Below are 15,500 nucleotides of genomic sequence, written 5' to 3'. Positions count from 1 at the left end.
AAAGCTGGTTGTTTAAAAAAATGGAGAGGAATATAATGAAAACTATCATCTATAAACAAGGCATGGATCTCGACACCATATTAAAACGCAAAGAAGATGAGCGCGAGGATATTCACAACGCTGTTCTGGAAATCATTAAAGGGGTAAAAAATGACGGCAATGCCGCCCTTTTGTATTACACCCAGGCCCTTGATCACTGTGTCCTGACCCACTTGCAGGTCACTGAAGAAGAAATCGAAACCGCCTTTTCCGCGGTTGCGGATGAACTTCTGGATATCATCCGGGAGGCGGCCCAAAACATTCGTGATTTTCACGAAAAACAGTTAGAAACAACCTGGACCTATTCGCCTAAACCGGGAGTCATTCTGGGCCAGCACATCACCCCGATTGAGCGGGTCGGTCTTTACGTCCCCGGCGGCAAAGCCACCTATCCCTCGACCGTGCTGATGGATGCCATTCCGGCGCTGGTGGCCGGGGTAAAGTCCCTGGTGATGGTGACCCCACCGGGACGGGATGGAAAAATCAACCCCACGATCCTGGCTGCGGCCAAAATTGCCGGTGTCCACGAAATTTATAAACTTGGCGGGGCTCAGGCGATTGCCGCCCTGGCCTACGGCACTGAAACCATTAAACCGGTTAATAAAATTGTTGGGCCCGGTAATATTTATGTGGCCACCGCTAAAAAAGAGGTTTTTGGCAAGGTCGATATTGATATGATTGCCGGACCCAGCGAGGTGCTAATCATTGCCGATGAAAATGCCAACCCGGTTTATGCCGCTGCCGATCTGCTGTCTCAGGCCGAACACGACGAACTGGCGATGCCGATTCTGGTGACCACCTCAGCCGAACTGGGAGAACAAGTCATTGAAGAAGTCTACCGCCAGATCAGTAAAGACTTAAGTCGCAAAGAAATTGCCAAAAAATCAGTCGATGACTATGGCTTTGTCTTTATTGTCAAAGATCTCGATGAAGCCTTTGAGTTGTCTAACCAGATTGCTCCCGAGCATCTGGAACTGCTGATCAAAGACCCTATGGCTTCGCTGGAAAAGGTAAAGAACGCTGGCGCCATCTTTATGGGCGCTTACACCCCAGAACCTCTGGGTGATTATTTTGCCGGACCCAACCACACCCTGCCGACTTCCGGCACAGCCAAATTCTCCTCACCTCTGGGAGTCTATGACTATCTAAAAAAATCCAGCATTCTCTCCTATGATCAGGCCGCATTGCAGTCAGTCTATCCAAAGATTGCCTCCTTTGCCCGTTGTGAAGGATTGGATGCCCATGCCAAAGCAGTTGAAAGGCGGTTTGAAGACTAATGGAATCACTGATACGAAAAAACATCCAACAATTAATTGCCTACAAGGTCGATGCCCCGCAGTTTGAAATTATCGTCAATGCCAATGAAAGTCCCTATGATTTTCCCATGCAGCTCAAACGAAAGTTTAGCGACGAGATCTGTAATACTGATTTAAACCGCTACCCGGAGGCTTGTTTTCCGGAACTGATCGAAGCCATCACCGACTATACCGGTGTCCCGGGCGAAGGCATTGTCTGTGGCTCCGGTTCTGACGAGCTGATTGCCATGATCAACCAGGCCTTTGTGGATCCCGGTGATGTGGTGGTCTCCCACACACCCTCCTTTGCCATGTATGACATCTGGGCCACCATTGCCAATGCCAGCCATATCATGGTGCCCGATCTGCCGGGACACATTCCCGATGTGGAAGGCATGATTACGGCCGCAAAAGAAAATCAAGCCAAACTGCTTTATATCTGTAACCCCAACAACCCCACTGGCTATATTTTTTGTCGCGCGGATATTATCAAACTATTGGATTCGGTCCCTTCGCTGGTGATCCTGGACGAAGCCTATATCGAGTTCTTCGGTGAATCGGGTGTTGATCTGCTGGAAAAATACCCCCGCTTGCTGGTGCTGCGAACCTTTTCCAAGGCCTTCGGTCTGGCCGGCATCCGCTGCGGCTATGCCCTGGGAAACAAAGGTGTTATTGATATTCTTTACAAGGTTAAGGGGCCTTACAACCTCAATGTTCTGACCCAGAAATTGGCCGTCATCGCCTTGAAAAACCGCGATGCGATCCTTAGAAATCTGGAAATTCTAAAGGCAGAGCGACAAAAAGCGATGCGTGTGCTGGAAACCTTCCCCGGTGTGACCCTTTATCCATCCGGCGCCAATTTTATTTATTTTGAGACCGACCGGGCTGAAGCCATCTATGAAGCGCTCCTTGCGCAAAGCATTCTAATCAAACGTTTTATAAAAACGGACGCCACTCCCGGCAGTATTCGTTTTTCCATCGGAAAACCCCAGGAAAACCAAAAGATTCTGGATATTATCAAGGAGGTCGTGTACAATGAAGCGTAAAAGCACATTAAGCCGGTCCACCACCGAGACCGAAATTTCACTTTCACTCAATATTGACGGATCTGGAGTAGCCAAGATCAACACCGGCGTTGGTTTTTTTGATCATATGCTGACGCTCTTCACCAAACACGGAAGATTTGATCTCTCTATCGCTGCCCACGGTGACGAAGCGGACAACCACCACGCCATTGAAGACATTGGTATTCTGCTGGGAAAAGCTTTTTATGATGCGTTGGGGGACAAGGCCGGCATCAATCGTTATGCCTTTGCCTTCACCCCCATGGATGAGGCCCTGTGCCGCACCTGTGTGGACATCAGCGGCCGCAGCACCCTCGTTTTCGATGTCCCCCTCAACCGGGAGTTTATCGGCGACTTTGAAACTGAAATGTTAGAAGAGTTCTTTCAGGCCTTTACCAGCAACAGTAAAATAACCCTTCACGTGACTTCCCTCTACGGCAAAAATAACCACCATATTGTGGAGGGGATTTTTAAATCGCTGGGGCAAACACTAAAAGATGCCTGCACGATCGAAGCGGGTAATACCGAAATTCCATCCACTAAAGGAATAATAGAATAACAGGAGGACAACCATTGATCGCAATTGTCGACTACGATGTCGGAAATTTAAAAAATGTCTATACCGCACTCGGTGATGTCGGCCTTTCCGGCACCATCACCCGCGATAAAAAGGTCCTGGATGCGTCTGATGCCATCATTTTGCCCGGGGTTGGAGCTTTCTCCGACGCCATGGACAACCTGAGGAAATTTGATCTCATTGATGCCCTTAATGACAATGTCAAAAAAGGCAAGCTCCTGATGGGAATCTGCCTCGGGATGCAACTACTTTTTGATAAAAGCTATGAGGACGGTGAATTTTCCGGACTCTCCTATATCCCCGGAGAAATCGTCAAATTCGACGCTCCCGGGATAAAAATCCCCCATATGGGTTGGAACAATCTGGTGATCAACCAAAGCAGTCCGCTGGTCGCAAACATTGGAACCAAAGACTATGTCTATTTTGTCCATTCCTACTATGCCAATCCGGAGAACTTTGATGATGTCGTCGCCTATGCCGAATACAGCGTCAAGGTCCCCGCGATTGTTCGCAAGGACAACGTCATTGGGATGCAGTTTCATCCGGAAAAAAGCTCCAACGTGGGCTTCCAACTACTAAAAAACTTTAAGGAGATAATATCATGATTGTATTTCCAGCCATCGATTTAAAAAACGGTAAATGCGTCCGCCTGATGCAAGGGCAGAAGGATGCTGAAACCATTTATTTTGACAACCCGGTGGATGTCGCCCTGAATTGGCAGTCCAAGGGAGCCCAGTATCTGCATCTGGTCGATCTGGATGGTGCCTTTGACGGCCAGCCGAAAAATCTAAAACTGGTTAAAGACATTGTTACCGCTCTAGATATTCCGGTGGAACTTGGCGGTGGTATTCGAACACTGGAAATTGCCAGGGACTATATCGACAGCGGTGTTACCCGGATCATCATCGGTACCCAGGCCGTTAAAGATTTCGACTTTATTGTTAAACTCCTGGATCTCTATGATGAAAAAGTCTGCGTTTCCATTGATGCTAAAAATGGTTTAGTCTGCACCGAAGGCTGGGTGCAAAGCAGCAACATTGAAGCGCTTGAACTGGCCAGCAACTTAGAAAAACTGGGTCTGTCAACGCTGGTTTACACCGACATATCAAAAGACGGCATGATGACTGGTCCTAATTTTGAGATGCTCAAAGTTCTCAATGATAATTTAAAAATTGATATCATCGCTTCTGGCGGCATCTCTAAATCAGCAGACTTGATCCGTCTTCAGGAAATGGGGCTTTACGGCGCCATTACCGGAAAAGCTCTGTATGAAGGAGCCATCGATCTGGAAAAACTGTTGCAAGAGGAGCTCAAATCATGCTGACTAAACGGATCATCCCCTGCCTGGACGTGGATCACGGCCGGGTGGTAAAAGGTAAAAAATTTCAGAATATTCAGGATGTCGCCGATCCGGTCGAACTGGGGCGGTACTACTCCGACCAGGGCGCCGACGAACTGGTTTTCTATGATATCACCGCCAGCTATGAAGATCGCGATATTTTTATTCATATTGTTGAAAAAGTGGCTGAAGCCATCCGCATCCCCTTTACCATTGGCGGCGGTATCAGCAAGGTCGAAGATTTTCGCAAAGTGCTGATGGCCGGCGCCGATAAGGTTTCGGTTAATTCATCGGCCGTTAAAAACCCCCAGCTGATCCGCGAAGCCGCCCTTCGTTTTGGGGCTCAATGTGTGGTTTTATCGATCGACGCCAAGCGCAACAATAAGGGTTCCTGGGATGTCTATGTTAAAGGCGGCCGGGAAAACACTGGCATTGATGCCATTGAATGGGCCAAACAGGGTCAGGATCTGGGTGCCGGAGAGATCTGCATCAACTCCATCGATACCGATGGGGTTAAAAAAGGCTATGATCTGGAGCTCAACCAGAAACTCTCCCGTCTTCTGACCATTCCGATTATTGCCTCCGGCGGGGCCGGAAAAATGGAAGACTTTGCCACAGTATTAAAAATCGGCGCCGATGCAGCGCTGGCGGCATCCGTTTTTCACTATAAAGAAATTCCCATTGTTGATTTAAAAAACTTCTTACACGATCAACAAATACCTGTCAGACGGGTATAGAAAGGTAAACCATGGATTTGGAAAATATAAAATATAACGAGGCGGGCTTGGTTGCTGCCATCGTTCAGGATTATGAAACCCGTCAGGTACTGATGATGGCCTGGATGAACGAAGAAGCATTGAAATTGACGCTGGATACTAAAAAAGCCACCTTTTACAGTCGCAGTAGGCAAGGCTTATGGATCAAAGGTGAAACGTCCGGCAATACCCAAACCGTCGTAAAAGTTGATTATGACTGCGACGGCGACACGCTGCTACTTCAAGTTATTCCTGCTGGCCCAGCCTGCCACACCGGCAATACTTCCTGTTTTTATCGTAACCTGGCTGTAAATCCGGAAACAAACCTGGGCAATATGGAAGTACTGACGATGCTTTACAATCTCATTGCCGACCGCAAAGTAAACCCGGTTGAAGGGTCTTATACCAACTACCTGTTTGAAAAAGGAGTCGATAAAATATGTAAAAAAATAGGCGAAGAATCTGCTGAAACCATTATTGCCGCCAAAAACAACGATCCTGCAGAGCTGATCTACGAAGCCTCGGATCTGATCTACCATTTGCTGGTCTTGCTTAATAACCAGAATGTGGATTTAGAATCACTATTCCAGGAGCTGACTAAACGGCATCAATAAACCATATTATTGATGCGCATTTAGTTTGCTAAAAAAATAACGAATCTAAATGGGGCGTGTTTCACGCCCCTTTTTGGCACTTAACAACAATCGCCTCCACAAAAACTACGATTTGACATTTTTGCTTTCATCAACATCAATACTAACTCGTCTTGGGTCATCCCCGACCAGGTGGCTAAATCCAAATTTGATGGATAAGTGCCAATTTTTACAATTTCACCGTCCACCACCGTGATTGGTAGAGCGTCTGGTCCATTTTTCAAGACAATTTCACTGACTTCTTTATTTCTGGCAAAAACCTCCGGATTTTCAATCAAACCATATCTCAGTACATTTTTCCCTTCATTTGTTAACGCCTCGACAATGGTTCGTATCCGTAATACTTCCCGGTCTGCTCCTGAACCACAGCCATTTCCAGTATTTCCTATTTCCGACACATATATCTCAATTGCTTTCATCGGTTCCTCCGTTTCTTTAAACGCCTCTTGCGATCAGCATTGCTCACATGAACACTCTGTCATATGAGCTTGACTCTAAAATAATCCAGTTTCAATCATCTGTCAAGTTATATTGAAGTTTCCTTAAACTATTTTTTAAATTTATCGACTGCCTTTTCTTTTAGTCGCAAAAATTTGTAATAAACGACTTTTTTTATTGCGTTCTCATCTATTATCATGTATAATATAATCACTCCGAAGTTTAAAGTTTCTAAGGCTTGTTGCTATGAACTTAAACCCGTAGGGTATAATCGGAAACGGTTATGTCTCCCATTGTGGAAAAGGGGCTTGACAGAATTATTTTTCTTGTCATTTTGCATTTTTTTAGTGCAGAAAAAAAAGGCCATTCCTAAAGGAGTGGTCTTTTTTTTCCCTGAACGTCCCTGAATTTTATTTATTTGTAACCGAAATAATATGAATCAGGACACTTTCTTTGAAGCCAAAACCGGACTAACCAACCGGTTTTGGTTTTTTTATCGTTTTCTTATTCTTAGATAAGAAACAAGCCCTGAAGATCATTGTTGACTCAAGGCTTATCTTTTCTAAGATTAGGATCAACCACCAGCAACTGGTGGAAAAATCGCCATATAGCCATCTTCCTTAATGGGAACAGCGAGCATGGCATCAACCTTTCCATCAACCCCATCGACAATAAGTGCTGCAATTTCCGGGGCGGTAATACCCAAACTGTCAATAACATCTTGTCCGGTCATCCCTGGGGTATAATCCATTTCTACAATCTTTCCCCGGCCCTCGCGAAAGTTAGCAAATAATTTAATCTTGATTGCCATATTTCCTCCTAAAACGAAAGGGACGATCATCGATCGTCCCTTAAATTTATTTTATAATAAACCTAATTTTTCAAGACGTTCTTCCGTAGGAATACCATCTTCATCCCAACCACGTTCTTTATAGTAAAGTGGAAGTAATTCATCCAGTTTATGAACCCAACCTTTGGTTGGTCCCTCTGGCATTTCTTCTTCCAGAAAACGCGGTGGCAATGTATCTTCTTCTGACGAAATACCCGCTTCTAAATTGAAGAGTTTTTCCAGATTCCAGATCCGTTCTCCAGCTAACAATACATCATCGGCGGTCCAATCGGTACCTAATGTTTCATTTAACATGTCAGCATATTCTTTAGCGCCAAGTGCAAATGAGGTAAATAAACATAAACCGGTTGAGTCAATAACAGCGGTCAGATCCTGGAATATTTTTGCCCAGGTTGGTTTTCCAGCTAACTCAAAACGATCCAATTTTTCTGGTAAACCAAGGATTTCAGGAGAAATCAGGTAGCCACGAACATGACATCCGCCACGGTTAGAGGTTGCATATTGTAGACCCATTCCTTGGATTCCTCGAGGATCATAAGCTGGTAAGTCTTGCTTCTTAACAGACATGGAATATTCAGGAACCCCAAAGAAATCAGCCAATCGATAAGAACCTCGAGCTAATAAATCGCCAAAGCCTTCCCGGTTACCCATTTTTTTGAGCCAGTGAATAACAGACTCAGCGTTGCCAAATTTCAGAATTACTTCGTCATCCAACATTTCGTCAGTGATATAACCACGTTGATACAATTCCATCGCAGCTGCTAAGGTTGCCCCAGCCGAAATGGTATCCAGACCCATTTCATTACACCAATAGTTAGCATCAATAACGATATCCATATCGTCAATTCCAAGATCGCCGGCAAATACCCAAAGGGTTTCATATTCCGGTCCACCAATTCCATCAGGGCTATGTTCGCTTTTAACCCAACGGCCACAACCAATTGGACAATGATGACAAGGATTACGCTTGATCAGATATTTTTCTGTCATGGTTTCGCCGCTGACAGCTTCAGCATCCGGATCCTGACCGCCCTGGAAGTTATTGGTTGGATAAACACCATGTTCATTGATAATATTAACCAATACGGCTGTTCCATAGGTAGGTAGACCACCACCGGTGACACCGTTTTCTTTTAACAAGGTACGACATTCTTTGGTAACTGCTTTTAATCCGTCTGGATTCGCAATTTCCGGTTTTAAGTTCCCTTTAACAGTAATGGCTTTCAAATTCTTTGAACCCATAACCGCACCAACACCAGAACGACCAGCGGCCCGATCTTTTTCATTCATGATCGCTGCCATCTGAGACAATTTTTCACCAGCAGGACCGATGGTTAAGACTTTGGACCCAGGCTGTTTTTCTTTTAAAAGATCACTCGTTTCAGAAACCATCTTACCCCACAGATCAAGAGCTGGCAAGATTTCTACCTTATCTTCATCGATACTAAGGTAAACCGGCAGACTTGCTTTACCTTCAACAATAATCGCATCATAACCAGCATATTTCAGGTAGGCTCCCCACTCTCCACCAGAGTTTGAAGAAGCAATACAGCCTGTTAGCGGCGATTTTGTAACGACCATATACCGACCACCGGTAGGAGTCGCCGTACCCGACAACGGACCATTGATAAAGACAATCTTATTTTCTGCGGCAAAAGGATCAACCTGTGGATCAACCTCATCCATATACAGCTTTGTTCCTAAACCACGACCACCAATATATTTTTTTGCCAACTCAAAATCCAGATCTTCAGTTGTCACTTCATTGGTCGTCAAATTGACACGTAAAATTTTTCCCATGTAACCAAACATTTCGTACGCCTCCTAAATTTTATTTATTTGTAACCACTATCATTATACCCAAATAGTATCCGTTATTCAATGGGTTAAAGGAAAGATAATCACAAGCGCAAAAATTTATAGCAATTTTAACTTACCAAGGCAAAATTTGATCATTTTTTGAGCATAAATTTTCTCATTCTACCAGACCAATGGTTTTTAAGATGTTATACCCCAGTCGTCGCTCCTGACCTTCAAAAGGATAGGCGTGCATAACAATCATTGGATTAAAATTCAACTCAATAATTCCGAAACTTGAATCGGGATTGCAATAGTCTTCCAAAATAATATCAATGCCACAGAATTTCGCTCCAAATGCTCTGACCGCTTTTAACGCAATCTCTGAAAAATAAGGGTGCATTTTCTGTGTAAAATCGATACTGTCTCCACCAGTGCTGATATTAGAATTTCCGCGTAAAAAAATCATTTCATTACTTTTGGGGATTGATTGACTGGTTAAACCCTGCTTATTAAGATACATGAGCGACTGATCGTCCAGCACAATTTTCTTTAGCGGGCTGGTTTGGCCATCGCCCCGGTAAGGGTGTTGATTTTTTTTATCAATCAGTTGCCGGATCGAGGAAAGGCCATCGCCAACCACATTCGCCGGGCGACGATGAAGCACGGCCACCACCTCATCTCCCATCGTCAAAAAGCGGTATTCAAGACCTGGTAAATAGTCTTCTATTAGAATCGTGTTATCCTGTTCAAACGCAATCCGGGCCCCTTTTAATAGTTCATCAAGGGTTCCGCCCTGATCAAAAATACTGATTCCCAATCCGAAGTTGGTGGATTTTGGTTTAATCACAACGTTTCTTCCAACATATTTGATTAGTTTTTTCTTTGCTTCAACGAAAGAAAAAAATTCTTCCCCATTCGGAACTGGTAGTCCATTCTCCTGAAGAATTTTTTTTGTGACCACTTTATTCTCCATGAGCAACGGGGTGATATAATTATCCACACTTGTTTTTGTCGCTTGTTTTACATATTCTCGGCGGCCATTTTTTTCCAGCCGCACAATGTTGTCCGCGGCATCCATGGGAATTACTTTTATCCCCCGAGTCAAGGCTTCTTTTATTAATACCTGCGTTGACATTTCCCAGTTTTCAAAACCTTTCAGGCGGTAGTGATCTGCATCTGACTGTCTTTTATAATCTTTAGCGATTTTTAGATTCGCATCAAGACAACCGCTTTCCTGCATTAACAATTTCAAGCGGTAGGCATAGGTCGTTTCTGGCTGTCTGACCCGGCTTTGCATTTCTTTAATACACTGATCCTGTTCTAAATTCAAATATTTATTGATCTCCGCTACCTTTTCCAAAATATCCTCAGCCCAGGCTGTTTTAAGCGTCCAATGGCGATGATCGAGCAATTCCAAATCCGGTTCCAGCCCACGTTCAGCGACCGTCACCTCATTGACAAGGGCTTCCTGCTGCCAGGTATCAAAAAATTCTTCACCTTCTAATAATAAAAAAAGCATAAAAACATTCAAAAACTCCAAATCGATTTTTGCAATCCCACATTTATCGAAAACATTGAGGTCGATGGTGCGAATTTCCAGGTACTGAACACCATCCTTTGCTAAAGAATCTAAAGTATTGCGATAATCCCTTGGTTTTAAACGAATCTGCGCATATAACTCTTTGGCTTCTGAGATGTCACCCCGTTCCACAAACGCATTAATACTTTTGATATACGACTCGATTGAACGATAATCCGGGTAGAGATCGATCTCGTTTTTATATCCGCTGCAATTGCCATTTCGGGCCGAGGTTCCGCCAGGGCTGAGAAAGGTTTCATTTCCGCAGTCTCCCATACATTGCAGACATTCTTCTATATATGAATTGTGTAATCCGGGGGTACATCCCATCAAATAGATAAGCAACCAGCGATAACGCAGATAATTTCTCAAAACCTTTAAATAAATACGATCTTTGAACGCTTTAAATGACTCCCGAGAACCCAGCTCCTGCCAGATCGTTATTAAAAAATCATCGCTAAACGAAAAGTTGTAGTGGATTCCAGAAATGAGCTGTCGCTTTCCTCCATATTTAGCCATCAGTCTTTCGCGATATTGTCGCGGCTCTTTACCTTCTTCGCCCTGATAAGTGGCAATCGGTATCTGTTTATCATCAGGAATATGACAAGGCATGGAGTAGGGCCAAAAAAGCTCATTATTTGTGCCGATTTCTCCGATCACGATGTCCGTTAACGCTTCCAAAAAATCATAGGTTTCATCAACTGAAAAAAACACCGGCGTAACTAGTTCAATCTGACTTTCGGAAAAATCGGTGGTAATATATGGATTCTTTAATTTATCGCCAAAAATAGGCGGATGCGGAGTCATCGCAAGTTTCCCCTGTTTTGTAACCCGAAGGCCTTCTCTTTCGACTCCAAACCCTGAGGTTAAAATACTTTCTGGTGTCATTTTATTTTTTAATATTTCGATCATGCATATAACCTTTCAGTTTCGCTACAGACACTTTTGTGAACTGTACAAATTTTTTTAATTATACCATAAAAAGGATTAATTCTAACTAACTAATTCCCCATGTTTACTGGGGAATAGACATATCGCCGCAAAAGCCGTTGTTAATATCCCGCCAGGATTATTTAAGTACGTATTGCTATCAGGTATTGACAAATAAAACAGATAATGTTAGACTTTTCTCAGTGAGTTAGTAACTACTAACTCACCGAGAAAATAACGCATACTATTTTTAACCAATCAGGAGGAAAACCATGTTACTATCAATGGCGACACCCGGAGAAAAAAACTCCATTAAGAAAATCACCGGCAAGGATACAACGCATCAATTTTTAGCGCGTCTCGGTTTTGTGGAGGGAGCTGACGTTACTATTATATCAGAACTTTCTGGCAATATTATTTTAAATATCAAAGATACTCGGGTTGCCATTGATAAGAGCATGGCCAACCGGATCATCATTTAAGGAGAAAAACATGAAAACACTAAAATCAGTGAAGTGTGGTGAGTCTACCACAGTGGTCAAACTACATGGTCAAGGACCGATTAAGCGTCGAATCATGGACATGGGTATTACAAAAGGAGTTAATATCTTCGTTCGCAAGGTTGCTCCACTGGGAGATCCCATCGAAATAACTGTACTGGGTTATGAATTGAGTATTCGAAAACGTGATGCCGAATTAATTGAGGTCATCTAAAATCCAACTGTTTTTTCGCTTGCATAATCCTGCAGAGAATCTGTACACATCGGCAGCATTGGCTGTCAATTTTTTAGCTAAACTGTTAGTTAAAACTACCAATTAAAAGGAGAACCTATGAATCTAAAAATAGCATTAGTTGGAAACCCCAACTGCGGTAAAACAACCATGTTTAATGCCCTCACCGGAAGTTCCCAGTATGTCGGAAACTGGCCAGGAGTGACCGTAGAAAAGAAGTCCGGAAAGCTTAAAAACCACAGCGATGTCGAAATCGTTGATTTACCGGGAATTTACTCCCTGTCCCCCTATACGCTGGAAGAAGTTATTTCCAGAAATTATTTACTCAATGAAAAACCTGATGCCATTATCAATATTGTTGACAGCAGCAATATTGAGCGTAATTTATACTTGACCACCCAACTACTGGAAATGGGAATCCCTATGATTCTAGCCTTGAATATGACCGACATCATCCGAAAAAAAGGGGACATTATCAATCTTAAAGCCCTCGCTAAGCGGTTGGGCTGTGAGGTCATCGAGACTTCTGCTGTTAAAAGCGAAGGATGTGTCGAAGTTGCGCAAAAAGCCATCGCCCTTGCCAAAGCAAAGCAAAAGCCAACACCACTTCAGCTCTTTTCGACCGAGGTTTCAGAAACGCTTAAGCAGATTGAATCTACAATCCTTGAGAGCAAGCCGGTGGAGCACGCCGATTTCTATGCAATCAAGCTCTTTGAACGGGATGAGAAAGCGATTGAACAACTAAACCTGCCGGATTCTGCGCTTAAAAAGATAACCGCCCTCACTGAAGCGTGTGAAGAAAGCATGGACGACGATAGTGAGAGCATCATTACCTTTGAACGTTATCAGGCCATTGGTCGGATTGTTTCAGACACAATAAAGAAGAAAGCCAGCACTGGCATGACCACCTCTGACAAGATTGATCGGATCGTCACAAATCGGTTCCTTGCCCTTCCCATTTTTGCCGGAATTATGTTTCTGATGTATTATGTCTCCGTCTCGACAGTTGGTGCCTGGGCTACCGATTGGACCAATGATGTTCTTTTCGGTGAAATCATTCCTCCGGGAGTTGAAGGCTTTCTTTTGTCAATTGGCACTGCGGATTGGTTAAACTCCCTTATTCTTGATGGCATTATTGGCGGGGTTGGTGCCGTCCTTGGATTTGTACCGCAAATGTTTGTTCTTTTTCTTTTTCTTGCTATTCTGGAAGATTGTGGTTACATGGCCCGAGTCGCCTTTATTATGGATCGGGTTTTTCGAAAATTCGGACTTTCCGGAAAATCGTTTATTCCATTACTCATTGGCACTGGCTGCAGTGTTCCTGGTATCATGGCCTCACGAACCATTGAGAACGAACGGGATCGCAAGATGACGATTATGACCACCTCTTTTATTCCCTGTTCAGCAAAATTACCCATTATTGCCCTAATCGCTGGTGCGCTCTTCCCTGGATCAGTATGGGTTGCACCATCAGCTTATTTTATCGGTGTTGCAGCAATTATTATCTCTGGTATCATTTTAAAGAAAACCCGTGGATTCTCCGGCGATCCCGCTCCCTTTATTATGGAGTTGCCGATTTACCATGTTCCGGGCGTTAAAGGTGTTTTGATTCATATGTGGGAACGCGGCAAATCCTTTATCAAAAAAGCCGGAACTGTTATTTTTGTCGCCAGTATCGCAATCTGGTTTCTCAGTTCATTTAACTGGACACTGGAAATGGTGGATACCGGAGACTCCATCCTCGCTTCCATTGGCATGATCATCGCTCCGATCTTTACACCGCTTGGGTTTGGCAGTTGGGAATTCACAGTCGCAACCATTACCGGCCTGATTGCCAAGGAAACTGTCGTTAGTACCTTTGGTGTATTATTTGGCTTTGCCGAAGTTGCTGAAGATGGTGCCGAGCTCTGGCCAATGCTGCAATTGTCCCTCAGCCAGCTAGCCGCCTTTTCTTTCCTGATCTTTAATCTGCTTTGTGCACCTTGTTTTGCTGCCATTGGCGCCATCCATCGTGAAATGGGAAATGCCAAATGGACGTTGATCGCCGTCGGCTATCAAACTGTATTTGCTTATGTGATTTCTCTGATTGTATATCAAGTCGGTTTATTTTTCACTGGTAACGGCTTTGGTTTTGGTACCATTGTCGCAATTTTAATGATTGCCGTGCTTCTTTATCTGCTTTTTAAAAAACCGGCAATGCAAAAAAAACAGGGACAACCACTTACCGCCGTTAAAGAGGTTTGATTCTTTTAGTGTATTAAAATTATAACATCACCCTTTTAAAAAAACAGCCGGACGAAAGGATGCTTTCGCTCGGCTGTTTTTATAGAAGGTATCACCTTAAATTCAGGGCACTTCCGGCATCACTCGATAACGATTCGAATAAAACTGAATCCCTGCCATCACAACCAGACAAACCATTCCCACCAGGGTTGATATCGCCAGGAATTGATGCGTTCCCTGCCCCCCGTTCATCGCCATTAATGACTGATAAATTCCGAAATAACCCCATGCCACGGGAATTGGAATGAGTGCATTTGTGGTGGTTAGTGTAACCACCACCGTCAACGCTACCGCAACCATGATCATTATGATTCCCCAATATTCAGGTAAAATGCCAAAGCCTTGCCACTGGATCTTCACCAGCCAGGCTGCTGTATTGACGACGCTTGCAATCAGAAGCCATCCGGTATACATGCCAAAAGCTGCTGGTATGAGCCAATGATTACCCGTTTGAATTTTTGTTATCTCTTTGAGAATCAGGCTCAGTGTAATGGAAAAAGCTAAAATCACAATTACTGATAGTCCAATAAAGGTAAAAGAAAAGCAAATGATCCAGAGCATATTTAAAATACTTGAAAACCAAAATAGATAACTGATACCATCGATTGTTTTTTCATAGTAGGGTTCCTTACTCTTGATGATCGTTACTACCGCAGCTGCAACCAACAATATATAAATGACACTCCAGATACTAAACGTAAATGGTGCCGGGGTAATCAACGTTGCGTATTGATCTGAAACATCTTTTTGTGTTAATCCATTAAAAAATCCGAAAGCACCCAGACTATTAATAATTAAAGTACCTATTAACAGGATTAAACCAATCCCTGCTTTCATTCTCTTATTCATACGATTCACCTCAACTCTTAATTTTTTTGTCAATAATCGTTTTAGAAATTTAAGTCGTCTCAATTTTCAAAAACAATCATTGCTTCCTAGATACCCGCTTTATGCATCTATAAACCTGAGAAGTGAATACAAAAAAGGATTTTAAAAACACTGCTGTAATAATCAGACATCCTTAGTCAATGTTTAGATAATTGTTGACTTACTATCTACCAACCAGTTTTAGCGAGTCTTTTTACAAGTAAGCTTGAAATGAATTTTATATTAGAATTATTATAATTTACTATTGCGTTACAACTACATTTGTGCTAATATAACAT

General features: G+C 43.4%; 15 protein-coding genes and 1 riboswitch. Of the genes, 10 read left to right on the top strand and 5 right to left on the bottom strand.

What is annotated here, in order from left to right; genetic code table 11:
• The first annotated feature begins 35 nt into the window (after window positions 1-35).
• Genes hisD through hisIE form a run of 7 tightly spaced genes read left to right on the top strand, consistent with a single transcriptional unit; the run spans window position 36 to window position 5,683 of the window.
• Entirely contained in the window at window positions 36-1,316 is a 1,281-nt protein-coding gene (hisD, locus tag DOZ58_RS00840; protein WP_204355446.1) for a histidinol dehydrogenase, read from the top strand.
• Window positions 1,316-2,380 (top strand): histidinol-phosphate transaminase, encoded by a 1,065-nt coding sequence (gene hisC / locus DOZ58_RS00835; RefSeq protein ID WP_111886561.1) that lies wholly within the window; start codon window positions 1,316-1,318, stop codon window positions 2,378-2,380. The genes hisD and hisC overlap by 1 nt, the downstream gene beginning before the upstream one ends.
• Window positions 2,370-2,957: an imidazoleglycerol-phosphate dehydratase HisB gene (gene hisB / locus DOZ58_RS00830; protein ID WP_111886560.1), complete on the top strand. Its 588-nt coding sequence runs from the start codon at window positions 2,370-2,372 to the stop codon at window positions 2,955-2,957. The genes hisC and hisB overlap by 11 nt, the downstream gene beginning before the upstream one ends.
• Window positions 2,958-2,971: 14 nt before the next feature.
• Window positions 2,972-3,580 (top strand): imidazole glycerol phosphate synthase subunit HisH, encoded by a 609-nt coding sequence (hisH, locus tag DOZ58_RS00825; RefSeq protein ID WP_111886559.1) that lies wholly within the window; start codon window positions 2,972-2,974, stop codon window positions 3,578-3,580.
• Window positions 3,577-4,299: a 1-(5-phosphoribosyl)-5-[(5-phosphoribosylamino)methylideneamino]imidazole-4-carboxamide isomerase gene (gene hisA / locus DOZ58_RS00820; protein ID WP_111886558.1), complete on the top strand. Its 723-nt coding sequence runs from the start codon at window positions 3,577-3,579 to the stop codon at window positions 4,297-4,299. The genes hisH and hisA overlap by 4 nt, the downstream gene beginning before the upstream one ends.
• Window positions 4,293-5,051 carry an imidazole glycerol phosphate synthase subunit HisF gene (gene hisF, locus DOZ58_RS00815; protein ID WP_111886557.1) on the top strand — a complete coding sequence of 253 codons (759 nt, stop codon included), beginning with the start codon at window positions 4,293-4,295 and terminating at the stop codon, window positions 5,049-5,051. The genes hisA and hisF overlap by 7 nt, the downstream gene beginning before the upstream one ends.
• A gap of 11 nt (window positions 5,052-5,062) precedes the next feature.
• Window positions 5,063-5,683 carry a bifunctional phosphoribosyl-AMP cyclohydrolase/phosphoribosyl-ATP diphosphatase HisIE gene (gene hisIE / locus DOZ58_RS00810; RefSeq protein ID WP_111886556.1) on the top strand — a complete coding sequence of 207 codons (621 nt, stop codon included), beginning with the start codon at window positions 5,063-5,065 and terminating at the stop codon, window positions 5,681-5,683.
• 80 nt (window positions 5,684-5,763) lie between these two features.
• On the opposite strand, the gene DOZ58_RS00805 is transcribed toward hisIE, so the two are convergent.
• The 4 genes from DOZ58_RS00805 to gshAB form a co-directional block, all read right to left on the bottom strand.
• Window positions 5,764-6,141, bottom strand: a complete 378-nt coding sequence (locus tag DOZ58_RS00805; RefSeq protein WP_111886555.1) for an arsenic metallochaperone ArsD family protein — start codon at window positions 6,139-6,141, stop codon at window positions 5,764-5,766.
• Window positions 6,142-6,361: 220 nt separating this feature from the next.
• A riboswitch (molybdenum cofactor riboswitch) is annotated at window positions 6,362-6,485 on the top strand.
• 249 nt (window positions 6,486-6,734) lie between these two features.
• Window positions 6,735-6,971 (bottom strand): MoaD/ThiS family protein, encoded by a 237-nt coding sequence (locus DOZ58_RS00800; protein ID WP_026395460.1) that lies wholly within the window; start codon window positions 6,969-6,971, stop codon window positions 6,735-6,737.
• A gap of 51 nt (window positions 6,972-7,022) precedes the next feature.
• Entirely contained in the window at window positions 7,023-8,822 is a 1,800-nt protein-coding gene (locus tag DOZ58_RS00795) for an aldehyde ferredoxin oxidoreductase family protein (protein ID WP_111886553.1), read from the bottom strand.
• A 163-nt stretch (window positions 8,823-8,985) separates the two neighbouring features.
• On the bottom strand, window positions 8,986-11,301 hold the full coding sequence (gene gshAB, locus DOZ58_RS00790) for a bifunctional glutamate--cysteine ligase GshA/glutathione synthetase GshB (protein ID WP_111886552.1): 2,316 nt from the start codon (window positions 11,299-11,301) through the stop codon (window positions 8,986-8,988).
• A 290-nt stretch (window positions 11,302-11,591) separates the two neighbouring features.
• On the opposite strand from gshAB, the gene DOZ58_RS00785 reads away from it, so the two are divergent.
• The 3 genes from DOZ58_RS00785 (at window position 11,592) to feoB (ending at window position 14,295) form a co-directional block, all read left to right on the top strand.
• A complete protein-coding gene (locus DOZ58_RS00785) occupies window positions 11,592-11,801 on the top strand; it encodes a FeoA family protein (protein ID WP_111886551.1) in 210 nt (69 codons plus the stop codon).
• Between the two features lie 10 nt (window positions 11,802-11,811).
• Window positions 11,812-12,033, top strand: a complete 222-nt coding sequence (locus DOZ58_RS00780) for a FeoA domain-containing protein (protein ID WP_111886550.1) — start codon at window positions 11,812-11,814, stop codon at window positions 12,031-12,033.
• Window positions 12,034-12,150: 117 nt separating this feature from the next.
• Window positions 12,151-14,295: a ferrous iron transport protein B gene (gene feoB / locus DOZ58_RS00775; RefSeq protein ID WP_111886549.1), complete on the top strand. Its 2,145-nt coding sequence runs from the start codon at window positions 12,151-12,153 to the stop codon at window positions 14,293-14,295.
• Between the two features lie 102 nt (window positions 14,296-14,397).
• Here the strand turns inward: feoB and DOZ58_RS00770 are convergent, their stop codons facing one another.
• Window positions 14,398-15,183 (bottom strand): TspO/MBR family protein, encoded by a 786-nt coding sequence (locus DOZ58_RS00770; protein ID WP_111886548.1) that lies wholly within the window; start codon window positions 15,181-15,183, stop codon window positions 14,398-14,400.
• Window positions 15,184-15,500: the final 317 nt, after the last annotated feature.

The organism is Acetobacterium sp. KB-1, assembly GCF_003260995.1.
GTDB classification, from domain to species: Bacteria; Bacillota; Clostridia; order Eubacteriales; family Eubacteriaceae; genus Acetobacterium; species Acetobacterium carbinolicum.
This window is presented reverse-complemented; position numbering and strand designations above follow the sequence as displayed.

What these genes read in the sequence shown, in the direction of transcription:
- hisD (WP_204355446.1), top strand. Translation starts at nt 36, where the DNA reads ATGAAAACTATCATCTATAAACAAGGCATGGATCTCGACACCATATTA.
- hisC (WP_111886561.1), top strand. Translation starts at nt 1,316, where the DNA reads ATGGAATCACTGATACGAAAAAACATCCAACAATTAATTGCCTACAAG.
- hisB (WP_111886560.1), top strand. Translation starts at nt 2,370, where the DNA reads ATGAAGCGTAAAAGCACATTAAGCCGGTCCACCACCGAGACCGAAATT.
- hisA (WP_111886558.1), top strand. Translation starts at nt 3,577, where the DNA reads ATGATTGTATTTCCAGCCATCGATTTAAAAAACGGTAAATGCGTCCGC.
- hisF (WP_111886557.1), top strand. Translation starts at nt 4,293, where the DNA reads ATGCTGACTAAACGGATCATCCCCTGCCTGGACGTGGATCACGGCCGG.
- hisIE (WP_111886556.1), top strand. Translation starts at nt 5,063, where the DNA reads ATGGATTTGGAAAATATAAAATATAACGAGGCGGGCTTGGTTGCTGCC.
- DOZ58_RS00805 (WP_111886555.1), bottom strand. Translation starts at nt 6,141, where the DNA reads ATGAAAGCAATTGAGATATATGTGTCGGAAATAGGAAATACTGGAAAT.
- DOZ58_RS00800 (WP_026395460.1), bottom strand. Translation starts at nt 6,971, where the DNA reads ATGGCAATCAAGATTAAATTATTTGCTAACTTTCGCGAGGGCCGGGGA.
- DOZ58_RS00795 (WP_111886553.1), bottom strand. Translation starts at nt 8,822, where the DNA reads ATGTTTGGTTACATGGGAAAAATTTTACGTGTCAATTTGACGACCAAT.
- gshAB (WP_111886552.1), bottom strand. Translation starts at nt 11,301, where the DNA reads ATGATCGAAATATTAAAAAATAAAATGACACCAGAAAGTATTTTAACC.
- DOZ58_RS00785 (WP_111886551.1), top strand. Translation starts at nt 11,592, where the DNA reads ATGTTACTATCAATGGCGACACCCGGAGAAAAAAACTCCATTAAGAAA.
- DOZ58_RS00780 (WP_111886550.1), top strand. Translation starts at nt 11,812, where the DNA reads ATGAAAACACTAAAATCAGTGAAGTGTGGTGAGTCTACCACAGTGGTC.
- feoB (WP_111886549.1), top strand. Translation starts at nt 12,151, where the DNA reads ATGAATCTAAAAATAGCATTAGTTGGAAACCCCAACTGCGGTAAAACA.
- DOZ58_RS00770 (WP_111886548.1), bottom strand. Translation starts at nt 15,183, where the DNA reads ATGAATAAGAGAATGAAAGCAGGGATTGGTTTAATCCTGTTAATAGGT.